This is a genomic window from Akkermansia sp. RCC_12PD (assembly GCF_036417355.1).
Taxonomy (GTDB): domain Bacteria; phylum Verrucomicrobiota; class Verrucomicrobiia; order Verrucomicrobiales; family Akkermansiaceae; genus Akkermansia.
In genome coordinates this window covers 1,097,819-1,119,491 of sequence record NZ_CP143889.1, presented here as the reverse complement: position 1 = coordinate 1,119,491, position 21,673 = coordinate 1,097,819, and the positions used below count along the sequence as shown (strand labels likewise).

The following is a 21,673-nucleotide window of genomic DNA, read 5'->3' as shown; positions in this document are numbered from 1 at the left end:
CGCGTCGTGTATGGCTCTTCGTTATTGATGGAGGCGGGATTTCAGGCTGTGCCAGGCCAGGCGCCCTTTGTGGCCGCGTTTCAGAAAACGCTGATAATAGGAGATCCATGTACCGTCACCCTTGCGGTGCGCTTCTTCCGGCGCCTGGTCGAAAATCCTGTAGAGCTTTTCCGTTTCCCGTGCCGTTTCTTCCAGAAACAGGATTTCCTGTTCCGGTGTTTTCCAGGGGCGGGACATGATTTCACACCAGAGGCCGTTGTCCTCATCCACCTTTTTTACATAGGCCACTGCGTCGTCCAGCGTGGGAAAGTCATGGCAGTTGATGAAGGAGGAGGAGTTGAATTCCCTGCCAATGTCAGGATTGCCCCAGTAAATGGGGATGGTGCCGGCAAGCATGCTGGTGACGAGTTTTTCGCTGGTATAGCCGGGGTACCAGGCATTTTCAAAGGCAATGGAGAATTTGTACGGTTTTTTCATCCGGATGGATGAGGCGTACCAGTCTCCCGTCCGGAGGCCGTCGCCCGGCGTGTTGTTGAGATGGCTTCCCAGGGAATTGACGAATTTATAGCTGGAAAGCTTGTGGAACATGGCGTCCCGGTTGGGGTGGGATTTCCGGTTGGCGTAAATGAAATTGCAGAAGCCGGTTTTGGCGGCGAGAAGGTTTTCCGCATTCAGTCCTTTCTTGGCCCCGTGCACTTCCTGAAGGTGGTGCCGCAGGCTGGGGAGTTTTACGGTGCGTTCGCTGGCGGGGATGGCGTCCACCCCTATGTAATAGTCAAACAGCATGAAGTCCGGAGCAATGGCTTCATGACAGCCGTACATGATGGTGAGATGGCCGGGCGAGCGCTCCAGGAAGTCGTAAAACGCTTCACGATTGACGTAAAACCACGGTGTGGCAATCAGGTAATCAAAGTCGGAATCGCTTTCCTCTATATGGTATCTGTCTTCCAGAAGGTGCCGGATGCCTTCCTTCCCGAAGTCCGGTGTGGATTGCAAAAAGGAGATTTTAAGCGTTTTCATGAATGGGAAGGGCAGGCTCCGACCAGTGTAGGCGGCATGTCTTCCGTGTCAATGCCAAAGGGCCGTTTTTCTCCGGAGCAACCGTTCGTAGCGGTTGGCCAGCTGCTGGACAGCTGCAGGTGAATGTCCCTATGGCCGCAGCGATCCAGTTCCTCCATAACGGAAGGAATGAAGGCCTCTTTTGTCGGACTACGAATCCGGTAGTGCCGCGGGTGATGACGAACGCCCGGATTACCTTGCATGTTCAGGACATTCAGTGAGAAAGGAAGAGCCCTTCTCCTGCCAGGCAACAGGAATTCAACGCCGCATGCCAGTTGGCGGCACTGGGCGCCTCACGTTCTTCTGGCGGCAAAATAGCTTTCATCACTCTTAACACTTTCTTGATCAAAATGAGCTTTACTTTCACAGATCTCAGAGAACCTTTCGCGCAAAAGTATCAATGCATGATTGACGGTTTTTCAGTTTAAGATTGTCAAAGGTGTTGTTTTTAAAGCATTCCTATCAAGCGAGAACAAACGAATGCGCCTCTAAACTTCTTCTCTGAAAAGCGGGAACGGTAAAAATATTTGATTAGATGCGATTCTCCGACTCTTAACTAGGCGGGATTCTAAAATTTTTAGAATAAATGGATGATTATTGATTTTGCTATCATAAATTATACTATTTTTATTTTTGTTAAATCATTTATTTTCAAAAATTAAAATTGACACCGAATTCGTAGTTCCGTAGATTTTGCCCTCGGGATGACCATCAGTAGAAAAGATCATATAGCCGTTATTTTTTCTGTGAATGAAGGTTGGGCTCCTTATGTCGGCGTAGCCATCCATTCCCTGTGCCGCAGAAGCGATCCGGGGTATTCCTATGATTTGTGGATCATGCATGACGGAATGAGCAGAGAGAAGATGGAATGCCTGTCTTCCCTTGTAGATTCTTTTTCTCATATAACTTTGAATTTTAAATCCATGGTTAAAATCAGGGAAGAAAAGATGAATGCCAGGAATTTGCATGGGGTGGCATGTTCCATTTATTACAGGTTGTGGCTGGCTACTTTGTTTCCCGAATATGACAGGATGATCTACTTGGATGTAGATGTGTTGTTGAATGCGGACATTGCGGAATTGTACCATACGGATCTTAACGGTTGCCTCATCGGCGCGGTAACGGATATTTCCGTTTTGAAATTTCTATCATCGGGGGAAACTGCTTTGAATCCCAACAGGCAGCTTCTTGAGGAGCTGGGCATTCGGGATATCAGGCGGTATTTTAATAGCGGAGTACTGGTCCTGGATTTGAAGGGAATCAGGGAACAAGGGAAGGAAGCCGTGTTGATGGAGCTGTTCAACCGTGAAACGTTCTTCAATCACGACCAGGATATCCTGAACATTGCTTTTTATGGTTCCTGCAAACATTTGCCAGTGGAATGGAATTTCCAGTTTGAGCCTTATTTGAAGGGGGATCCGGATGAAGCCTCGTGGAGGGGGACGGAATTTGCCGATATTTTCCGCATCCATGAAGAAAGGTCCTGGAAAATCCTTCATTTGATTGAGAGTAAGCCTTGGGATGTGCATTCCAGAGTGGCTGCCCACGTTGTGCATGGAGCCGTGTGGTGGGAGGAAGCTTTTGACATGCCGGTTTTCCAGCTGCATTTCAGAAGGGTGTTTTGCCAGTCTCTGGAAGCCACTCGGAAAAAACTGCGCAGTCATCAGTGGAAAATGTGGTGTTCCTTGGGCCATGTCCGGACCAAGCGGAAGCAGAGAATAACCCTGTGGAGGGATTATTTAAACATGCTGGAGTATTTGGCGCAAAAACATGAGTTGCGGTATTATTGAAATCAGGACATAGGATACGCGTCATGGAATTTCCCTTCAAGGTGGCACAGATTTCCCATAATGTTTCGGAAAGTTCGATGCCATATCGGTTGAACGACGCTTTGAACCGGCACGCAGAGGGAACGGATTCCCATCTTCTCCTCCGGAGAGCGGGGAATGGGATTGGAAAGGAAATAAGAAGATCCTGCTACCGGAGGATGCAGGATTCCGCCAAGCGGTGGGTAGCCCGCGGCATGTGCCGCTTGACAGTGCCTTACGATCGCAATACTCCTTTTTACAGTGTTTTGGGCATGGGGTTCAGTGTAGATCAAATGGAGGAGGCTGACATCGTTAATCTTCATTGGATAGCCGGACGCACTCTGGATTTCAGCCGTCTTCATTTGATTGGCAGGCCCCTCGTGTATACGCTTCACGACACCATGCCTGTTACAGGCGGCTGCCATGGGGAAATGGGATGCCTCCTTTACCGGAATAGCTGCAGGGGAGATTGCCCTCGCCTCGGGCATATTTTAGGCTGTGGGAGCTGGCCGGGGTGGTTATTCCGCAAGAAGAAGGAATATTTTGCCAGGATACCTGATTTAACCATTGTCACGCCATCCAAGTGGTTGTTGGATATGGCCAGGGAGAGCCGAATGTTTGAGGGCAGGCGCTTGGTGCATATTTTTAACCCGGTGGATACGTCCGTCTTTATTCCGCCCGTGAATAAGGCGGAAGCGAAGAAGCGTCTGGACGTGCCGGAAAATTCTTTTGTCATTGCCTTTGGAGCTGTCAACCTGCAAGACCCTTTCAAGGGCGGAGAGTATGTGATGCCGATTTTACGGGAATTATACAGGCAGGGGGCACGCCATATTCACTTATTGATTTTTGGAAATGACGATTCCAGTACAGAATGGCCTTATCCATGTACAAGGATGGGATTTCTCGCGGACATGGGAAAGCTGGCCCAGGTTTATCAGGGTGCTGATATGTTTTTGAATCCAACCAAGCAGGACAGCCTTTCTTACGTGAGTCTGGAAGCCATGAGTTGCGGGGTCCCTTCCGTCAGTTTCCGGACGGGAGGAGTGCCTGAGGTCTGTTTGGATGGGAAAACCGGATTGATTGCAGACCAGTTTGATATTGACCGGATGGCTGCCCATTGCCTGCTTTTATATAACGACAACCAGTTGTTGAAACGCCTGGGCCATGCCGGAAGGGAGTATGCGGAGAGAGAGTTTTCCTATCCTGTGATTGCGTCCCGTTATGCGAGTCTGTATAGGGAGATACTGGCGACCGGCTGTTCCGGAAACATCCGTTAACCTGTTTTGCGGAAGAGGCGTCTCCACAGGTTCCCGCAGGTTTTTTGTGTTGGGGAAACGCTGATGTCGCGCCTATCCTGGAATGGAAACAAGGCCAGTCGGTCCCAGTCTTCCGCATAAGTCTCCGAACAGGGAAGGGCAGTAACGCCGCGCAGTTTGCACAGAATGGAAAAAATGCTTTGGTCGTACCGGTTTTCTACGAATTCCTCCAGATTGGGAGAGACAGAGGGGGAGTTGTCCACCAGATTCAGATGGTTGTAAAAGATATGGAGCCAGTCCCGGATCAATTCTACCGCCCTGGGGCTTTTTTTGATGAAGACATGTCCGGCCGCGATTTGTTGGCTATGCGTGATGCGGGTATTTTCCGGAGAGATGGAGAAATGGCGGAAGATGTCCCCCTTGGTCCATTTGTATTCAGGCTGTCCATTGTAAAATGCCAGCATGCCATTGTTGTCCCGGTCCAGAATGTCCACATATTCCCGGAAGCGTTTCATGCCTGCCGGATTGATGTGGCAGCCGGCATCCAGATACAGGAGACGGTCCCCATCCTTCATTTTCTGCAGGGCGTGGCTGATGATCCACGGTTTCCAGGACCAGTAGCCGAATCCCTTGCAGGAGGGAGTCAGGTATTTGCCCATGCGGCTGGTGAATTCCGGGAGAAGGTCGTGTTCCGTGAACGACGTGGTTTCATCGAAAAACTCCAGGGCCTCCGCCTGCCGGCACAGACGGTTCAGGGAGTCCGTCATGCGGGAGTCTGCGAATGAAATAAAATGGTTCATCAAGCGGGAAGTTGATGTGCTGTGTTATATAGGGAAGGTGGAGCAGTGTCAATCAGGCCTTTGCGGAGAGGCTGTCGGGAGTCCGGAGAAGGAGCGGGTATCAGAGAGGTAGGTGGAAAGGACCCGTTTGCAGGAATAATACCTGCCCTTCTGTCCCGGCAGGCAGGACCCGGCCAGCAGCAAAATGCGGCTGAAGCCGTTGGAAGGAGGAGGTACTGAATTGAGCAGATCGGCCAGTTGCCTGTCTCGTCCGGAAAGGGTGGAGAAAAAGAGATCGCCTCCGGCCTGCCGGTAGAATTCATGCCACCATGCCAGAATGATCCGCTTCTGCGGAGGAGTCATGCGGTTGAAGAGCGGATGCTTGGAGATGAAAAAGGGCTTGAGTTTCCGCACGCCGTAGGCAAACAGGCCGGCGTTTAACCAGCCGCGTGCCTTCCAATAGTCCACGATGTACAGCAGCCTTCGGAATTCCTGGACGCATTGGGAGTGGGGAATGTCGTCGCAGTGTCTGGAAAGGGAGTCCCGGCGCATCAGGCGGTAATAATACAGGCAGTCCGGAATGAACAGAAGGCGTGAAGCATGGGGAAGGACTGTCAGGCGGAATGTTTCATCTTCTCCTCCACATTTCAGATCGGCGTGGAACCGGAGGCTGTGCGTTTCCAGCATGCTTCTCCGGAACAACTTGCTCCATACGCAGATATCCATCTTTCCCCAGACGGAATCCCGGAAGAAGTTGGCGGGAGACGCATCCGATTCAAAGTTCCATGCGGGCGATCTTCTTCTGGAGACGATCAGCTCAGCCGTGGTATCGGAAAAAACATGATTTCCGCATTCCACCACGTCGGCATCATGTTCCAGCGCTCCGGAAAGAAGGCGCCCATACATTTCAGGGTCCGCATAGTCGTCCGGGTCCGCAAAACCTACGTACAGTCCCCGCGCCGCATCCAGCCCCGCATTCCGTGCGGTGGAAACGCCTGCATTGGATTGGTTCAGAAGGATGATTCTGTCATCCTTCGCCTGCCACCGGAGCAGGCAGTTCCATGTGTTGTCCGTGGAACCGTCATTAATGCAGATAATTTCTATGCTGCGAAGAGTTTGCCGGGTCAGGCTTTCCAGGCAGACATCTATGTAAGCGGCTACATTATAGCAGGGAACGATAATGGAGACGTCAGGAGGCATAAAGAGGCTTCTTATGGGTAACGGATTTATAGTCCGTGGTCAATGGTAATTTTGGAAAAGCAGGTCATTGAAGAATTTCCCAACGAGGAGGAGCGTGTCCGGGGGCCGGGACAAAAGTATGATAAGTATGCTGAGGCGGTTTCATTCCCATGGATTTCCATCTTGTCCGGATAGGAGTTGGAGTACCCGAACCGTAAATTTGTTGAAAAGTCGCGTTCTGGGACATTTCAAATGGCAGTTGCCTAGCACAGGGAGGCTGTGGTAAAAGAAGGCGGTACAACTTCTTTATCTATTTTTCTGTTATGATTATTGTCACAGGCGGAGCCGGATTCATCGGTTCAAATATTGTCGCAGCCCTGGAGAAGGCCGGCAAAAAAGATATTGTCGTGGTGGATACGCTGGGCTCCTCCGACAAATGGAAGAACATAGCCAAACGGGAGTTGTGCGCGGTGGTGCCCCCGGAAGACATGTTCGATTACATGGAAACGCACGCGGAAGAAATTGAGGCCGTCATTCACATGGGCGCGATTTCCGCGACGACGGAAACGGATGCGGATCTGATTATCCGGACGAATTTTACATTGAGCTGGTACTTGTGGGAATTCTGCACCCTGTACGGGAAGCAGTTCATTTACGCCTCCTCCGCGGCCACTTACGGGGACGGCTCCATGGGGTTTGACGACAATCCGTCCTTGGAGCATGTCAATGCGCTGCGGCCGTTGAACGCCTACGGATGGAGCAAGGCCCTGTTTGACCGGAAGGTGGCCAGGGAAGTGCGGGAAGGGCGCACGGTCCCTCTCCAGTATGCCGGCCTCAAGTTTTTCAACGTGTACGGTCCCAATGAGTACCACAAGGGCGGCCAGAAGAGTGTGGTGGCCCACATTTTCCCCCAAGTAAAAGTAAATGAGACGGTCAAGCTGTTCAAGTCCTATCATCCCGACTACAGGGACGGCTGGCAGCTCCGGGACTTCGTGTGGGTGGGGGACTGCGTGGATGTGGTTCTCTGGCTGCTGGACCATCCGGAAGTGAGCGGCCTGTTCAATGTGGGCTCCGGGGAGGCACGTTCGTTTTACGATCTGGCCAAGGCGGTGTTCAATGCCCTGGGCCTTCAGGAAAAAATCGGCTACCGGGAAATGCCTGAGGAACTCAAGGGCAAATACCAGTATTACACGCAGGCTGACCTTTCCCGGCTGCGCACCGCCGGATATTCGGCTCCCATGACTTCTCTGGAAGACGGCGTGCGGCAGTACGTGCAGAAGTATCTGGACCGGGAGGACAGCTACGTTTAACCCCGGATTGTTTTTCATTCATGCCTGCGCAACGCATTTTGATCATCAAGCACGGGGCCCTGGGCGACGTGGTGCTGGCCATGGGGACGATGAAACGTCTCCGGGAGCTTCATCCGGAGGCCCGCATCACCCTGATGACGATGGGAATGTTCGTCCCGATGGCGAAGCAGCTGGGCGTGTTTGACGATTTCATCGTGGATGACCGGGTTCCGTACTGGAAGCTGGGTGCCACCTGGGCGGCCATCCGTTCCATCGTTAAGGGAAATTTTGACGTGGTATATGACCTCCAGGAATCCTCCCGAACCAGGAAACGCTATTATCCGGCCATCCGCTTTCTGCTCAACCGCGATATGGATTGGGTGGCCTGCAATTCCGGAGAACGCCGCAGATTGTTGAAAAACGGAGGGTTTCGTCTGGGGAAGGTGGAAAGGGAGCCATATCGGCTGGAGCGCGTCCTGACGGATTTATCCTTCATGCACGGGGAGGGCCGGCATTTTGACGAACTTCCGGAACGGTATGTGCTGATGATTCCGGGGTGTTCCCCCTCACATCCCTACAAACGCTGGCCCGTGGAGAATTTCTGCTCCCTGGCGCGGCGTCTGGCGGAGCGGGGCATAGCGTCCGTAGTGATTGGCACCAGGGCGGAAGCCGAGGAAGTGGAGGCCATCGCCTCCAGTTCTCCACTGGCTGTCAGTTTTCTGGGCAAGTCCTCTCTGATGGATATTCCTCAGATGGCGTTGCGCTCCCTGGCCTGTGTGGGCAATGATACGGGCCCTACGCATATGTGCGCCTATTCCGGAGTACCCGTAACGGCCATTTTCTGCCACCGGACGCGCAAGTCCGCCATCACGGCCTGCCGTATCACGAACCTGATTTCCCCGGGAAGCATTGAGGAAATCACGGTGGACCAAGTGTGGTCCACGCTGGTACCCTATTTGTCCCTGAATCTTTCCGGAAAGAATGGCCATGACGCATCCTGTTAAAATTTCCGTTATCGTGCCCGTTTACAATGTGGCTTCCTATGTGTCTGCGTGTTTGCAGAGTCTTTGCAGCCAGTCTTTCACGGATTTGGAAATTATCTGTGTGGATGACGCTTCCACGGACGCGTCCCTGTCCATTCTTGAGGAATGGAAGGAACGGGACCCTCGCGTCAAGGTAGTCAGCGCTCCTTCTAACGGAGGGCTTTCCCGTACGCGCAACTTGGCGATGAAGCATGCGGAGGGTGAGTTCCTTCTCCTGGTGGATTCCGACGACTGGATGGAACCGGACGCTTTAAGAGAGATGTACGAAACGGCGTGCGCCTGTTCTGCGGACCGGGTGGTGTGCGGTTACCGCTATTTTTATGAGGATGAGCCGGAGAAGAAAGATTTCTATTTGCCAAAAGACGTAGCGGAACCGGACGCGAGCTGGATCCCCTGTACTCCGTCCACCATTGGAAAGGTTCACCATGGCGCCAATGGCATGATGGTGCGGCGTTCCGTTGTGGAACAATACGGAACACAGTTTCCGGAAGGATTTTTATGTGAGGATATTTATTTTCATTACCTCACGTTTCCATTCTGCAAACGTGCCTGTGTCGTGCGCAAGCCGTTGTACGTCTATCGCAAGCGGAGTGGTTCCATTACGGACGAATTTGCTTCTGGTTGTTCCGTGAAGTCCTTGGATTATGTGAAAGTGGCGTTATTAGTTTTAAAGGAATGGAAAGAGAAAGGTTTGCTGGAGGAGTACCGGACGGCTTTTCTAAGGTTGTTGGTGATGTGCGTGCGCAATGTACGCAAGTATGCGCCTCATTCCGAGCAGGAAGATGTTACCCGGACAGTGTGCCGCGTACTCCGTGAAGAAGGCCTGTACCGTCCGGAAGAAGATGACAGCTGCCTGACCGCCACGGAAGCCAAATTGCTGAAATCCTGGCTGGCCGGGAAGTCCGGCCTGGGCTTTTCCTATTATTGGAAGAAGATGCGCAAGAGAGTGCCTCAACTGTTCCGCCATTGACCCTACCCGTTTCCTCCCATGAAAAAGAATGAATTCGCCGTCGTCCTCGCCAGTGACAACCGGGGAATACTGCCCTTGAGCGTCACGGTTTTTTCTTTGCTGAACACGGCGGGGCCGGACACTTTTTACAAGGTTTACGTGCTTTCCGACGACATTGATGCCGGCAACCGCCGCAAGCTGGAAGAGCTGGCGGCTCCGTTCGATTGCCGGCTGGAGTTTATTGAGATTTCTAATATCCTGGAGGAGCACGATTTCCCCCATACCGAACAGTGGCCCGTACCCGCCTGGGGGCGCGTGTTTATTCCGGAGCTGCTGAAGGAGGAAAAGGGCAATATTCTTTATCTGGATATTGATGTGCTGGTTTGCCGGGATTTGACGGAGCTTTTCCGCACGGACCTGACCGGAAAGGCGGTGGGAGTGGTGTTTGAGAATTTTTCAAAGCCCGGTTCCCATTTTAACGAACGGCTGGACATGCCGCTGAACTGCACGGGGTATTTCAACTCCGGAGTGCTGCTGATGAATGTGGACGTTTTCCGGGAGAAGGGGCTGGTGCGCGCCGTGCTGGATTATGCCGTCAGCCACAGGGACAGGCTTACCTGCCCGGACCAGGACGCTCTGAACGGCGCCTTGTGCGAATTGACGGTTCCTCTGCATCCCCGCTGGAATTGGCATGACGGGCTGACGCGGCGCATTTTGAAAAATAATCCCGGAGAGAAGTTCTGGCGCGGCGTGACGCCCCGGCAGGCGGTGGAAGCGGCCCTGGAGCCCGGAATTCTCCATTATCAGGGTGTTCACAAGCCTTGGAGGTATAATTGGCGCTATGAAGGGAAGCGTTACGAACGGGCCATGCGAGACGCCGGACTTCTGCGCGGTCCTCTTCCCGGCAGGACTCCGCTGGCCGTGCTGAAAAAGTACCTTTACAAGCCGGTTTATAGAATGACCGGAAATAAAATTCTGAGGCTGCGGGAACGATTTGATGAAGAAGACAGGGGATAAGGAAGAGTCAATTCCCAGATTGCCCCATTTCGGATTTGATGTCTTTTAGAACACGTTTGTAATAATCTTCATATGCCTCATTCTTCGCGTTTTCGCAAGGTGGTTCGGGAGAAGAGGAACGGACTTCCACGCTGAATTGTTCCAGCAGGGCTTTTACAGCATTGGTCGGCTGTCCGTAAAAGACGATGCGATTCCGAATGCGGTTTTTGATTTTTGGGTCACGCAGCCATCGTGACCTGAGATTCAAGATATACAATAGGTCTATTTCTTCCGGAGAAAGGTTCAGGCCCAGGATATGAATATTGGAGAAAAAGAAGGCATCAATCCATGATTCTCCTTTCCGAAGCTTGTAATCCTGTAATTTTTTATACATACGCGGAACGGAGACTTCCTTTTTGTGCAACTGATAGGTGTATGTGCCTTTTAAATAATTGTCGATCTTGCCGATGCATCCGCAATAATGCTCGTATCCATATTGGATAGTGAAGGAATCCGGCTTGTCGTTGTAGGTGCCGTGGATGTTCCAGATGCGGCATGAATGTGAATGTTCCTTGTTTTCCATGCAGGCATGGCGCCGGATGCTGTATTTGGTTTCCGAATGCTGGCTGGATTTTTGTTCATAACCCCGCAATTCCAGAATCCGGCGCAGGAAGGTATCATAGTTGGTGGTCAGGTAATCATCCGCCCGGAGGTCCGCGAGGGCGTGCAGAATGGATTCCGGATGGTTCTGCGGGGTGAACTGTTCCAACTGTTTTTTGAGCTTTTCACGCATCATGGCAGAGAGGCTGCGCATGTTCTTTTCCGGATGTTGTTTTTGCTCCTTCAAGATCAGGTATTCATAGATCAGAGGAAAAGGGAGGCAATTTTTTTCCTCGGTGAAGGGGCAATAGGATCCCGCACATTCTCCGCAGGGCCGGCTGCAGATGGTTTCTTTGAGGAGGTCCGGGCTGCTGGGGCTTCCCAAAGTGCGCATCAGTCCGTTGCCGAACAGGATGGCATTTTTTATTGCGGGTGTTTTATTGGCGGAAACAGGCATGAATGGAGAGGCAGGTGAACTTTCCATGCTGGCATATGCCCGAAGAAAATCAAGCAGTGAAAAACAGACCTGCGGCTGTTTGTTGCCATGCGGAAACAGATTGCCGCCATCAGTGCAAGGTTAGCAGGTAGATTTCCGGCGGGCAGTTGAAGCGCAGGGGGAGCGTGCTGGTGCCCAGGCCTTTGGTAATCAGATATTTGTTTCCGGCGGAAATATGCCAGGGGTAGGTATAGGGCTGGGTATGCTCCGGGCTGGCTTCAAACCATAGCAGATTGAAGGGGAGGCGGATTTGGCCGCCGTGCGTATGGCCGCTGATGATGAAGTCCGCGTCCCCTTCTGAAAGAATGTGGTCGATTTCCGGACGGTGGCACAATACGATGTGAGGGATGTTTGGGGACTGCCGTTCCGGGAATTGTTTTTTTGAGTGGCGGAAGGAATCCAGAAGCCCGGAAAGCTGGAGCCTGCGCCCGTCGTTAAGCGTGATGAGAACGCTTTTGTCGGCAAGAATCCTGATGCCCGCATGGGTCAGTTCCTTCTTCCAGTTGTTCCAGCCGAATGTGAAATCATGGTTGCCCTGAATCGCGAATACCCCGCAGGGTGCTTCCAGCCCTTGGAGGAGCTGTGCCGCCTTTTGCGGGTTCATGCTGGCGTTTTTACTGGAGCCGCGGGCATAATCCCCCACCAGAAGGATCAGGTCCGGCTTGAGCTGCATGATCCTCTGAACGTAGCGTAGGACTCTCACTTCGTCAAATGCGGTGGGCATGAGATGGAGGTCTCCGGCGACAACGACTTTCAGGGGGCTGCCCCGCCCATTCCACTGGGGAATGCGGTAGTCCACCTGCCGGACGAACAGCAGGTTGGGCTCAATCAGATAAGCCCAGCTTATGGCGGCTACCCCCAGCGCGCAAACACCCAGCAGCAGGATGCCGAAAAACCGGAGGATTCTAACGGAGAAAGGCATAGCAAAAACAGCTTTGCGGACATTATACCTTCCCATGCCGTGAGGCCAGCGATTTATGCGTCTTGCCCCTTGCAGAACCGTCCGTCTCCGGCCGGAAGGCATTCCGGGAACAGATTTTATCAAATTTGATTGACGGCCGCCCGGATGGTGTGCTTTTATGCTCCAAGATATTTCCATATCCTTTATCACCCATCATTTAACCACGCATATGAAGAAGATTACCATTCTGGCTCTTTCCGCTTTCGCGGCAAGCATCATGGCTTCCTGCTGCTGCCAGGATCAGGGCGCTCCGCCCCTGACTCCCCTTCCCAAGTTCAACGACCTGAACCAGCCGGGCGCCGATATTGCCCCCGTGGTCATGAAGTCCAAGAAGTAATCCTCTTCAGGGATTGACACGACTTTTCAAGCCGCACTTGGTGATTGTCCAGGTGCGGCTTTTTCTATACAAACGGGGCAGACCATATGGAAGATTGGAAACATTGTCCCGAATTTGCGCCTTTGGCGGACTTGATCCGCAATTATGACAGCTTTGCGGTAGTGGCGCATATCCATCCGGACGGGGACGCCATCGGCTCCACGCTGGCTCTGGGGGATGCCCTGAAGAACATGGGCAAGCACGTGGTCATGATGAATGAGGACGGCGTTCCTGCCAGCCTGGCCTTTCTTCCCGGCGTGGAGGACATTATTTCCACGCCTGACGAACCGGTGGATGTGGAAGTGGCCATTTCCGTGGATAACGGCGCCTTGAAACGCCTGGGGGAACGGAGCCTGCGTGCCCTGGCCGGAGCCAAGGTGTGGGCGAACATCGACCACCACCAGACCAATGAGAGGTTTGGGGACGTGCAGTGCGTTCTGCCGGATGAATGCGCCACGGGGGCGGTGCTTTATTATTTTTTCAAGTATCTGGGCATTCCCTTTACTCCGGTGATGCGCGATGCCCTTTATGTGGCCGTCAGCACGGACACGGGGTCTTTCCAGTACCAGATGACGACGGCCGCCGTGATGGAATTGGCGGCGGACCTGATCCGGATGGGAGTCAATGTGCAGGATATCAACCGCCAGCTCTATCAGGAGAAACCGTGGGTGAAGATGCAGTTGTTCCGTGAAGTGCTCAATGGCATGCAGTTGACGCCGGACGGCAGGATTTGCACTTTTTGCCTGACGAATGAGGCCAAGGCCCGGATAGGCTGCCGCCCGGAAGATACGGAAGGATTGATTGATTTGCTGCGTTCCGTTCAGGGCGTCTGGCTGGCCGCTTATTTGGAGGAGTCCGAGGACGATCCGCGCATCCGCATTTCCCTGAGGTCCAAGGTAACGGAAATTTCCGTGGCCGAGTTGGCTTCCCGCTTTGGAGGCGGCGGCCATGCGATGGCTGCCGGAGTGCGCATCAGGGGACCGGTTGAGGAAGTGCGCCTCGTTATTCTGGAGGCCATGCAGGCGGAAGTGGAACGCGTGCTCCAACAGCAGATTTCATGAATAATTCCGATTCCATACAAACTCCGTCAGGCGTACTGTTGATCGACAAGGCGCAGGACATGACTTCCCACGATGTTGTGGCGATTGCGCGCCGGTCCCTGGGGATCAAGAAGATCGGCCACTGCGGTACGCTGGACCCCATGGCTACGGGGCTGCTGATGCTGGTGGTGGGAAAGGCCACCAAGCTTCAGGACAAGCTGATGTGCGAACACAAGGAATACGCCGGCACGCTGACGCTGGGCGTGGAGACTTCCTCCCAGGATGCCATGGGGGAAGTGGTGGCGGAGTATTCCGTGGAAGGTGTTACCGATGAGGCGGTGAGGGATGCCTTTGACCGGTTTGACGGGCAGTTTGAGCAGATTCCTCCCATGGTGTCCGCCATCAAGAAGGACGGCGTGCCGCTGTACAAGCTGGCGCGCAAAGGGCAGGAAGTTGTCCGTGAACCGCGGCCCGTGGAGGTTTTCGGCCACCGGATTACCCGCATGGCCATTCCGGAAGTGGATTTCACCGTTCAGTGCTCCAAGGGTTTTTACGTGCGTTCCTATGCCTATGATATAGGAAAGGCGCTGGGCTGCGGAGCCCATTTGAGCGCCTTGCGGCGCACGCAGTCCGGCCGCTTTACGCTGGACCGGGCCATTACGGTGGAAACCCTGAAAACCGCGCCCAGGGAGGAGTTGTTCCGGACAATGCTTTCCCTGGCGGAACTGGCGGCCATCCTGATTGCCAAGTAAAAGCATGTTTGTTTACCAGGAGTTCAAGCAATTGAAGGACGTGTCCTCCCCCGTGCACTGGGCCATGGGGATGTTTGACGGGCTGCATGTCGGCCATGCGGCGGTGATTGGCGCCGCGGTGGAAGGCGCCCGCAGGAACGGCGGAATTCCCGCTGTGCTGACGTTTCGCCGTCATCCGCTGGCACACGTCCGGCCGGAGGAGGCGCCGGCAGCCATTATGGCCGCGGACCGTGAAAAGTTCGCCCTGTTGGAAGAAATGGGCGTGGAGATGGTGTTGAGCCTGGAGTTTTCCGCGGCGCTGGCGTCCATGAGCCCGGAAGAGTTCATCGGGGAATTGTGTTCGTCCTGCCGGGTGGCCGAGGTTGTCGTGGGCGAGGACTGGCATTTTGGACGCGACCGTGCGGGCGATGTGGGAACTTTGCGCAGCCTGGGAGAACATTACGGGTTCAAGGTGACGGCCATTCCCGCCATTTTGCGCGATGGGGAGCGGGTCAGCAGTACCCGCATCCGGGAGGCCGTGCGGCTCGGAGACTTTCCTCTGGCAATGCGGCTGCTGGGGCGTCCCTTCCGCTGGCAGGGAACGGTGATTCATGGCCGCCAGCTGGGGCGTTTGCTGGATTACCCCACGGCCAACATGAGGCCCGGTACCGAGTTGCTGCCCCCCCAGGGAGTTTACGCCGTCCGCGCCTGCGTGAACGGGATGGGTTACGGCGGCGTGGCCAATCTGGGAATACGCCCCACCGTGGAAGGAGAAGCGGGTGAGCTTCTGCTGGAAACCCATCTGTTCGGCCAGCCGGGGAATATTTACGGAGCGCAGATGGAGGTGACGCCCGTACGGTTTCTGAGGCCGGAAGCCAAATTCCCTTCTCTGGACGCCCTGAAAAGCCAGCTTGCGCTGGATGCCCGGCAGGCCGCGGAAGTGCTGGAACGGGCAGAGTAAGACACAAAAAACTGTAAAATGAAGGATGTCGGCTTGACCGCGGGGGCGATCGGGGGTTTTGTGTTCGCACGTCATGTTGGTTGAGCAGTTAAAATCAAAAATCCATCGTGCCATGATTACCCGCGGCGATGTTCAGTATGAAGGCAGCATCGAGATTCCTGCCGATCTGATGGCGGCGGTGGATTTGTGGCCCGGGGAGAAAGTGCTCGTGGCCTCCGTCACGTCCGGCAATCGTTTGGAAACATATGCCTTGCAGGGCCCGGCGGGAACGGGGAATATTATCATGAACGGAGGCGCCGCCCACCTGATCAAGACGGGGGAACGCGTGGTGATTATGAGCTTTGCCCTGTCCGACAAGCCCATTGTCCCTAAGAAAATCGTCTGCAACGAGCATAACGAAATCATTTCCTAGACTTTACAAACCATTCGAATTCACACATACTCCCCGCGCTCATGAACCTTTTTCTAGCAGATTCACTCAATATCAGCATTCAGTTGCTTTTTGCCGTTTTGGTTGTTGTCTCCCTTCTTCTTCTGGGCGTGGTACTTATGCAAAGACCCAAGCAGGAGGGGCTGGGCGCGGCCTTCGGCGCGGCCATTACGGACCAGGCTTTTGGGGCCCGCACGACGGACGTGCTGAAAAAGGCTACGGTTTATTTTGGTTCCGCATTCATGCTTCTTTGCCTGGTGCTGGCCATGCTGATCAACCGCCAGCATGTCAAGAGTTCCGAAAGTTTGCTGAGTCCGGAAATGCAGGAAGCCGCCGCCAAACAGGAAGCTTCCGTCCCCGTCAAGACTCCTGAAGAGCTTCAGCAGGAGGAATTGCGCAGGCGCGCCGCAGAGGCTGAAGCGGCCGCCGCCAGTGAAACGCCCGTTTCCGATACTCCCGGGGCTCCGGCTCCCGAAACGCCTCCGGCGCCTCAGCAATAGAAGTTTGCTTTTCCAAATATCCCCGGCATGATTTTTTGTCTGCCGGGGATGTTTTTGCATAAGGCAACGGCGTGTGTTTCCGGATAGCCGGGAAGCGCCTTTTGAAATTGGGCGCCCGGCAAGTTTTCCGCTTGCCCTCAATCGTAATTGCGGTACTCTTGGCAAAGTATGAAAGCACCTTTTCTGAACCGTAAATCCAAGGGATTCACGCTGATTGAATTGCTCGTGGTGATTGCCATTATCCTGACGCTGGCCGGCATCTCCATGATCGTGGTGAACGGCGTGATGGAAAAATCCCGCGTTACCACGGCGCGGAGCGACTGCAACGGATTGCAGACAGCCATAGAAAATTACATGATGGACAACGGCCGGCCCCCCGTAGCCTGGACCGGTCGGGAAATGAGCAGGAAGGCCCGCAAGGACGGCCAGTATTACCTGACCACCGCTCTGGACGACGACAGCCGCATCATGAGCATTCTGACGAATCACATGGACCGTGGAGATGAAGACAGGAAGCTCAATCCCAAGAAGACTGCCTACTTCAACACCACCACCACGGACGTGGAAGGCGCTCCCGGCCTGTTTTTTGAGAGCCGCGGACGCGTGAGCCTGATAGACCCATGGGAATCTCCCTACCACATTGTTCTGAATGCCAATCCGGACGACCGTTCCCCCCGCGTCCAGGTGGGTTCCCGCATGGTTACCAAGAACGTGGCCGTTTACAGCGTGGGCAAGGACAAGCAGGGCAGCACGGAAGACGGACATATCAACAATCAGGAATTTACGGATGACAATGTAACGTCCTGGTAACGCATTCGTGATCCGTTCGTTTCCGAATGGGTTCATTCTTTTTAAAAGGGCTTTCCGGCATGCCGCCGGAAGGCCCTGCGATTATTCAGGCATACTGGCTCCAAACCGTATTTTTTTCTTTTCAACCCCTATCAAAAACCCCTCAATAAGTCCCAGACATGAACTGGTTCAAAACAGACGACGTACGCATTCAAGACATCGAGCCCCTGATTTCCCCCGCCATCCTGATCAAGGATTATCCGGCGACCACGGAGATCGCGAAGATGGTGGCTACGACACGCAAGAATGCGGAGAACATCATTTCCGGCCATGACGACCGCCTGCTGGTGGTGGTGGGGCCGTGCTCCATCCACGATCCCCAGGCAGCGGTGGATTATGCCGCCCGTCTCAAGGAGCAGATGGTGCGCTTTGAGAAGGATCTGGTGATCATCATGCGCGTGTATTTTGAAAAGCCCCGTACTACGGTAGGCTGGAAGGGGCTGATTAATGATCCGTTCATGAACCACACGTTCGACATCAACCGTGGATTGCACATGGCGCGCGGCCTTCTGCTCCGCCTGGGAGACATGGGCGTGCCTGCCGCGACGGAGTTCCTGGACACCATCACGCCCCAGTACATTGCAGACCTCATTACGTGGGGCGCCATCGGCGCACGCACGACGGAAAGCCAGGTGCACCGTGAGCTGGCCTCCGGCCTGTCCATGCCCGTGGGGTTCAAGAACGGCACCAGCGGGAGCCTTCAAATTGCGGTGGACGCCATCATTTCCTCCTCCTGCCCGCATTGCTTCCTTTCCGTGACCAAGCAGGGTGTTTCCGCCATTGTCTCCACGACGGGCAACAAGTCCTGCCACCTTATTTTGCGCGGTTCTTCTCTGGGCCCGAATTTCGATGAGATGCATGTGAAGGATGCCGGGGAAGCTTTGCAGAAGGCCGGCATCAACAACCGCATCATGGTTGACTGCTCCCACGGGAACAGCTGCAAGGATTACCGCAACCAGCCGGGCGTTGCCGCCGCCATCGCCAAGCAGATTGCCGAAGGTTCCGACCAGGTAGCGGCCGTGATGATTGAAAGCAATCTCGTGGAAGGAGCGCAGCCTTTGAGTTCCGATCTGGTGTACGGCAAGAGTATCACGGACCAGTGCATCGGATGGGACACGACGGTAGAAGTATTGGAAAACCTCGCCGCCGCCGTCCGTACGCGCCGCGCGAAGCGTCAGGAAGCCTGATGCCTCCCGCGGGGGGATGAAAAGAGGCGGATGAACGGCAAAAGCCGGAGAGAGCCGGCAGTTTTTCGTCTTTTGACGGAGAGGCCGTTCCGATTCCAGTTTTATTATTAACCCTTCGGCGAGAAGCCGGAGGGTTAAACTTTGTCGTTCCAAAGGTAGGAATGGCGTTCCGACAGGGTTTTGCCGTTTTGATCCTTCAGAAGCAGTTTCCACGCCAGTATCTGGCCGTTTTCCTTGGCATCGTCCCCAATGAATTCAAAGACGGGGGATTGCGTGCCGCCTTTCCGCCCGGCAGGGTAGGAAATGGATTTGGTCAGGATTCTGGATCCCGTTTTTCCCTGGCGGTACATCATGATCAGCGTGACCGCCTGGTCCGGATCCGCATCATACCAGGTGACGAAGTAGTACTGGCCCTGGCGCTGGACGCGTTCCTTGTTCGAGACAGCCCCGTACAGCAGGAAAGTAGCCTGGGAACGGTGCATGCCTACGTCCTCCGACGGGAGTGACGTGGTTTTCAAAGGCACTTCCCTCACGTGTTCAATCCTGGTGATTTTCCCTGCACAGGAAAACAGAAGCGGAACCATGGCCGCGATGGAAAAGGTGGCAGGAAATCTCATGAAGCACATTCAATACATATCCGCCTGGAGAGTCAACACAAAGGTAGGGCTCCCTCCGGGCCATGGTTTGCGGATAGAGGGAATTGGGGCGGTTTTTCCCTTCCGCCGGGTGCCGCTGCCGTTCCGAACGTGACAGGCGGTCAGTGGCGCCGGACTGGAGGCGGTTTACAGAGCCGGGCGGGGAATGAAGGTTGAAAGGCGAACAATATCCAGGATGGCGGCACGGGAATGGTGAGTACCGTCCACCCCCGGCAGGATCAATATAAGGGAACCACCAGCATGGACCCCAGGGTGAGCCAGCAGGGCAGTGTCAGGAAGGAGGCTACGGTGGTGGTCAGCAGGATTTGCGTGCCCAGGTCCGGATGGCCGCCGAACCGTTTGGCCAGAATGACCGGAATGACAGCGGAGGGAATGGCCGCCTGGATGACGATTACCCGCTTGATGTAGTCGTCAACCGGAAGGAAGTACGCCATGAGCAGGAGCAGGGCCGGGGCCAGTCCCAGGCGCGTCAGAAGGCCGCAGACGATAGGCTTGGGCTCCCATTTCATGTTGTGCCACAGGTCCCGCATGGAACAGCCAAACAGGATGAGGCAGAGGGGGGTGGCGCAGTTGCCGATCATTTCCAGGGCTTTCATCAGGGGCGCTTGGGCGACGTAGGCTCCTAGGCCGGACCATGCGAGTGTCAGGCCTACGATGACAGCCAGCAGGGGACCGCGGAAGAAGACGCCCATGTTCAGGTTGCCGGGACCTCCGGCAATGATGATGACGCCAATGCTCCAAACCACCAGTTCACACCCCACGTTGTGGACGAAGAGAACGCCCAGCGTGGGGTCATTGCTGGCCGTGAACAGCATCTGGATGATGGGGATGACGAAGAAAGCGTAGTTCTGCACCCCTGCCGTCAGGGTGAAGGTGCGCAGACCGGTGCCGATGCGCATGCGGAGCATTTTGGCTACCAGCCATGCCGCCGCAATGCCGAGCAGGAGCTCCAAAGCGCCAGCGCCTATGGCCTGGAGGGAGAAGGCGACGCTGCTGAGCGTTTCATTGCCGGAGAGCACCATGTATTTCATGATGCTGTGAAAGACCAGGCACGGATAGGCTACGTCCATGGCCAGCCGCATGATGGGGGCGTCGTGGTCCGCCTGAATAACCTGCTTGTGCCGCAGGTAAAACCCCGTGGCAAAGAAGAGGTAAACGGGAATAGTGGAGAGAAAGGAGGCGACGATGATGGAGCTGGTGTCCATGGCGGGGATTTTTGTGGGGGAAATGGACGGAAACTGGCGTCGGGGGATGGTTTAACGACACATCATCCGGCATTCAACACAAAAAACGCAACAGGTCTTGGACACTGGAAAATACCTTGGAAGGGTTGGCCTCTTTCAAGGCGGTAACGTCTGCGCCTGCGCTCCAGGCGGCGGACAGGCAGGTTACGCCCGCGGTTCTGCATGCGGCGACATCGGAGACCGTGTCTCCCACATAACAGAATTCCTCTTCGTTGAGTTGGTAAAAGTGCAGCAGTTCCGTGATGGCTTCCGCCTTGTTCGGCTTGTCTTCCGATCCTGTCTTGATGGAACAGAACAGGTTCTGCATGCCGAATTTTTCAAGCGTGATCATGCAGCTTTTTTCTCCCTTGCCTGTGATCAGGGCAACCAGTATTCCAGCGGCCCGCAGCGTTTTTATCAATTCACAAATGTCCTCATAGGGTTTGGGGCATTCCTCATGCATCCTTTCATAAATCGGATAAAAGTCATGAAGCGCCTCCTGCCATTTTTCCCCGGCAACCATTTTGATCATTCCCTCTTCATTCAAGCCGAAGGTCTGCACAATTTCCCGTTCGCTCAGCACATGGCCCGCGTATGGTGAAACCGCCTGCTTGAACGCCTTGATGCACATGGGGATTGTTTCCCCTATCGTGCCGTCCAGATCAAATGCTATCAATTTAATCATTGTCCGGGGTTCCCGTTGATTTTACGGATAACTTTGCAGGGATTCCCGGCGGCCAGGCTGTCGGGCGGAATGTTTTTGGTGACCACGCTGCCGGCGCCGATGACGCTGCCTTTTCCAATCGTGATTCCGGGCAGAATAATGACACCGCCCCCGATCCAGCAGCCGTCTTCTATCATCACCGGGAGGGCGAATGTACGGCGTATGTAGTCAACGCCGTCATCCGTTTCAACAGGGGCGAGGCGTTCATTCAGATCAACGGGATGCGTAGCCGTATATATTTGGACGTTCGGGGCTATCAGGACATTGTTCCCGATGGTGATTTTGTTGCAGTCCACGAAGGTGCATCCCGTATTGACCGTGACATTGTTCCCGATGTGGATGTTGCAGCCGTAGTCGCAGATGAACGAGTGGCCGATGGAGACTTTGGTTCCGATGCTGCCGAACATTTCCTTCAGCACCTCGTATTTTTCCTCCTTCCGGTCATAAGGCAGGGAATTGTACTTCATCAACAGGCGGTGGGTTTTGCTCTTGAATTCGAGAAACACCTTGTCATGGCAATCATACCATTCACCCGCCATGCATTTTTCCAATTCGGTCTTCATGTCAGTTTCATGATTGTC

The 21,673-nt window shown here is 54.4% G+C and carries 24 protein-coding genes; 13 read left to right on the top strand and 11 right to left on the bottom strand.

Features of this window, described 5'->3' with window-relative positions:
* Positions 1 to 21: 21 nt before the first annotated feature.
* From V3C20_RS04625 to V3C20_RS04615, 3 genes are all read right to left on the bottom strand, one after another.
* Entirely contained in the window at positions 22 to 1,020 is a 999-nt protein-coding gene (locus V3C20_RS04625; RefSeq protein WP_130084111.1) for a glycosyltransferase family 10, read from the bottom strand.
* Positions 1,021 to 1,700: 680 nt separating this feature from the next.
* On the bottom strand, positions 1,701 to 2,147 hold the full coding sequence (locus tag V3C20_RS04620) for a hypothetical protein (protein WP_238623825.1): 447 nt from the start codon (positions 2,145 to 2,147) through the stop codon (positions 1,701 to 1,703).
* A gap of 60 nt (positions 2,148 to 2,207) precedes the next feature.
* On the bottom strand, positions 2,208 to 2,723 hold the full coding sequence (locus V3C20_RS04615; RefSeq protein WP_238623826.1) for a hypothetical protein: 516 nt from the start codon (positions 2,721 to 2,723) through the stop codon (positions 2,208 to 2,210).
* 323 nt (positions 2,724 to 3,046) lie between these two features.
* Between V3C20_RS04615 and V3C20_RS04610 the strand changes: the two genes are divergently transcribed.
* On the top strand, positions 3,047 to 4,144 hold the full coding sequence (locus tag V3C20_RS04610) for a glycosyltransferase (RefSeq protein ID WP_290511791.1): 1,098 nt from the start codon (positions 3,047 to 3,049) through the stop codon (positions 4,142 to 4,144).
* Here V3C20_RS04610 and V3C20_RS04605 read toward each other — a convergent pair.
* Together V3C20_RS04605 and V3C20_RS04600 are read right to left on the bottom strand one after the other, a co-directional pair.
* Positions 4,141 to 4,923, bottom strand: coding sequence for a hypothetical protein (locus tag V3C20_RS04605; protein WP_149873350.1), 783 nt, complete (start codon positions 4,921 to 4,923; stop codon positions 4,141 to 4,143). The two genes, V3C20_RS04610 and V3C20_RS04605, sit on opposite strands and share 4 nt — an antisense overlap.
* A 48-nt stretch (positions 4,924 to 4,971) precedes the next feature.
* Positions 4,972 to 6,102 carry a glycosyltransferase gene (locus V3C20_RS04600; protein ID WP_130084115.1) on the bottom strand — a complete coding sequence of 377 codons (1,131 nt, stop codon included), beginning with the start codon at positions 6,100 to 6,102 and terminating at the stop codon, positions 4,972 to 4,974.
* Positions 6,103 to 6,404: 302 nt separating this feature from the next.
* Here V3C20_RS04600 and rfaD point away from each other — a divergent pair, with 302 nt between their 5' ends.
* The 4 genes from rfaD to V3C20_RS04580 are packed head-to-tail and all read left to right on the top strand — an operon-like array spanning position 6,405 to position 10,379.
* On the top strand, positions 6,405 to 7,391 hold the full coding sequence (gene rfaD / locus V3C20_RS04595; RefSeq protein WP_130084116.1) for an ADP-glyceromanno-heptose 6-epimerase: 987 nt from the start codon (positions 6,405 to 6,407) through the stop codon (positions 7,389 to 7,391).
* Positions 7,392 to 7,411: 20 nt separating this feature from the next.
* Positions 7,412 to 8,374: a glycosyltransferase family 9 protein gene (locus tag V3C20_RS04590; protein ID WP_130084117.1), complete on the top strand. Its 963-nt coding sequence runs from the start codon at positions 7,412 to 7,414 to the stop codon at positions 8,372 to 8,374.
* Positions 8,358 to 9,383 (top strand): glycosyltransferase family 2 protein, encoded by a 1,026-nt coding sequence (locus V3C20_RS04585; RefSeq protein ID WP_161981358.1) that lies wholly within the window; start codon positions 8,358 to 8,360, stop codon positions 9,381 to 9,383. The genes V3C20_RS04590 and V3C20_RS04585 overlap by 17 nt, the downstream gene beginning before the upstream one ends.
* An 18-nt stretch (positions 9,384 to 9,401) precedes the next feature.
* Entirely contained in the window at positions 9,402 to 10,379 is a 978-nt protein-coding gene (locus V3C20_RS04580; RefSeq protein WP_130084119.1) for a glycosyltransferase family 8 protein, read from the top strand.
* Between the two features lie 7 nt (positions 10,380 to 10,386).
* On the opposite strand, the gene V3C20_RS04575 is transcribed toward V3C20_RS04580, so the two are convergent.
* Positions 10,387 to 11,172, bottom strand: a complete 786-nt coding sequence (locus tag V3C20_RS04575; protein ID WP_161981359.1) for an SIR2 family protein — start codon at positions 11,170 to 11,172, stop codon at positions 10,387 to 10,389.
* A 352-nt stretch (positions 11,173 to 11,524) separates the two neighbouring features.
* Positions 11,525 to 12,376: a metallophosphoesterase gene (locus tag V3C20_RS04570; protein ID WP_161981360.1), complete on the bottom strand. Its 852-nt coding sequence runs from the start codon at positions 12,374 to 12,376 to the stop codon at positions 11,525 to 11,527.
* Positions 12,377 to 12,584: 208 nt separating this feature from the next.
* On the opposite strand from V3C20_RS04570, the gene V3C20_RS04565 reads away from it, so the two are divergent.
* From V3C20_RS04565 to V3C20_RS04530, 8 genes are all read left to right on the top strand, one after another.
* The gene (locus tag V3C20_RS04565) at positions 12,585 to 12,752 is read left to right on the top strand and encodes a hypothetical protein (RefSeq protein WP_153812568.1); all 168 of its coding nucleotides are present in this window, start codon (positions 12,585 to 12,587) and stop codon (positions 12,750 to 12,752) included.
* Between the two features lie 86 nt (positions 12,753 to 12,838).
* Complete coding sequence (locus V3C20_RS04560) at positions 12,839 to 13,852, top strand: DHH family phosphoesterase (RefSeq protein WP_130084122.1); 1,014 nt, start codon at positions 12,839 to 12,841, stop codon at positions 13,850 to 13,852.
* The gene (gene truB / locus V3C20_RS04555) at positions 13,849 to 14,583 is read left to right on the top strand and encodes a tRNA pseudouridine(55) synthase TruB (RefSeq protein WP_130084123.1); all 735 of its coding nucleotides are present in this window, start codon (positions 13,849 to 13,851) and stop codon (positions 14,581 to 14,583) included. Before V3C20_RS04560 ends, truB begins: the two co-directional genes overlap by 4 nt.
* Before the next feature lie 4 nt (positions 14,584 to 14,587).
* A complete protein-coding gene (gene ribF, locus V3C20_RS04550) occupies positions 14,588 to 15,523 on the top strand; it encodes a riboflavin biosynthesis protein RibF (RefSeq protein ID WP_130084124.1) in 936 nt (311 codons plus the stop codon).
* A 73-nt stretch (positions 15,524 to 15,596) separates the two neighbouring features.
* A complete protein-coding gene (locus V3C20_RS04545; protein WP_067569353.1) occupies positions 15,597 to 15,935 on the top strand; it encodes an aspartate 1-decarboxylase in 339 nt (112 codons plus the stop codon).
* A gap of 41 nt (positions 15,936 to 15,976) precedes the next feature.
* On the top strand, positions 15,977 to 16,453 hold the full coding sequence (gene secG, locus V3C20_RS04540) for a preprotein translocase subunit SecG (protein WP_130084125.1): 477 nt from the start codon (positions 15,977 to 15,979) through the stop codon (positions 16,451 to 16,453).
* Positions 16,454 to 16,621: 168 nt separating this feature from the next.
* A complete protein-coding gene (locus tag V3C20_RS04535; RefSeq protein WP_130084126.1) occupies positions 16,622 to 17,263 on the top strand; it encodes a prepilin-type N-terminal cleavage/methylation domain-containing protein in 642 nt (213 codons plus the stop codon).
* A 158-nt stretch (positions 17,264 to 17,421) separates the two neighbouring features.
* Entirely contained in the window at positions 17,422 to 18,489 is a 1,068-nt protein-coding gene (locus tag V3C20_RS04530) for a 3-deoxy-7-phosphoheptulonate synthase (RefSeq protein WP_067569344.1), read from the top strand.
* A gap of 134 nt (positions 18,490 to 18,623) precedes the next feature.
* Here the strand turns inward: V3C20_RS04530 and V3C20_RS04525 are convergent, their stop codons facing one another.
* The 4 genes from V3C20_RS04525 to V3C20_RS04510 form a co-directional block, all read right to left on the bottom strand.
* Positions 18,624 to 19,106: a hypothetical protein gene (locus tag V3C20_RS04525; protein ID WP_130084127.1), complete on the bottom strand. Its 483-nt coding sequence runs from the start codon at positions 19,104 to 19,106 to the stop codon at positions 18,624 to 18,626.
* Positions 19,107 to 19,363: 257 nt separating this feature from the next.
* The gene (locus tag V3C20_RS04520) at positions 19,364 to 20,350 is read right to left on the bottom strand and encodes an AEC family transporter (protein WP_130084128.1); all 987 of its coding nucleotides are present in this window, start codon (positions 20,348 to 20,350) and stop codon (positions 19,364 to 19,366) included.
* Positions 20,351 to 20,423: 73 nt separating this feature from the next.
* Positions 20,424 to 21,053, bottom strand: coding sequence for an HAD hydrolase-like protein (locus V3C20_RS04515; protein WP_130084129.1), 630 nt, complete (start codon positions 21,051 to 21,053; stop codon positions 20,424 to 20,426).
* A complete protein-coding gene (locus tag V3C20_RS04510; protein WP_130084130.1) occupies positions 21,050 to 21,655 on the bottom strand; it encodes a sugar O-acetyltransferase in 606 nt (201 codons plus the stop codon). Before V3C20_RS04510 ends, V3C20_RS04515 begins: the two co-directional genes overlap by 4 nt.
* Between the last annotated feature and the right edge of the window lie 18 nt (positions 21,656 to 21,673).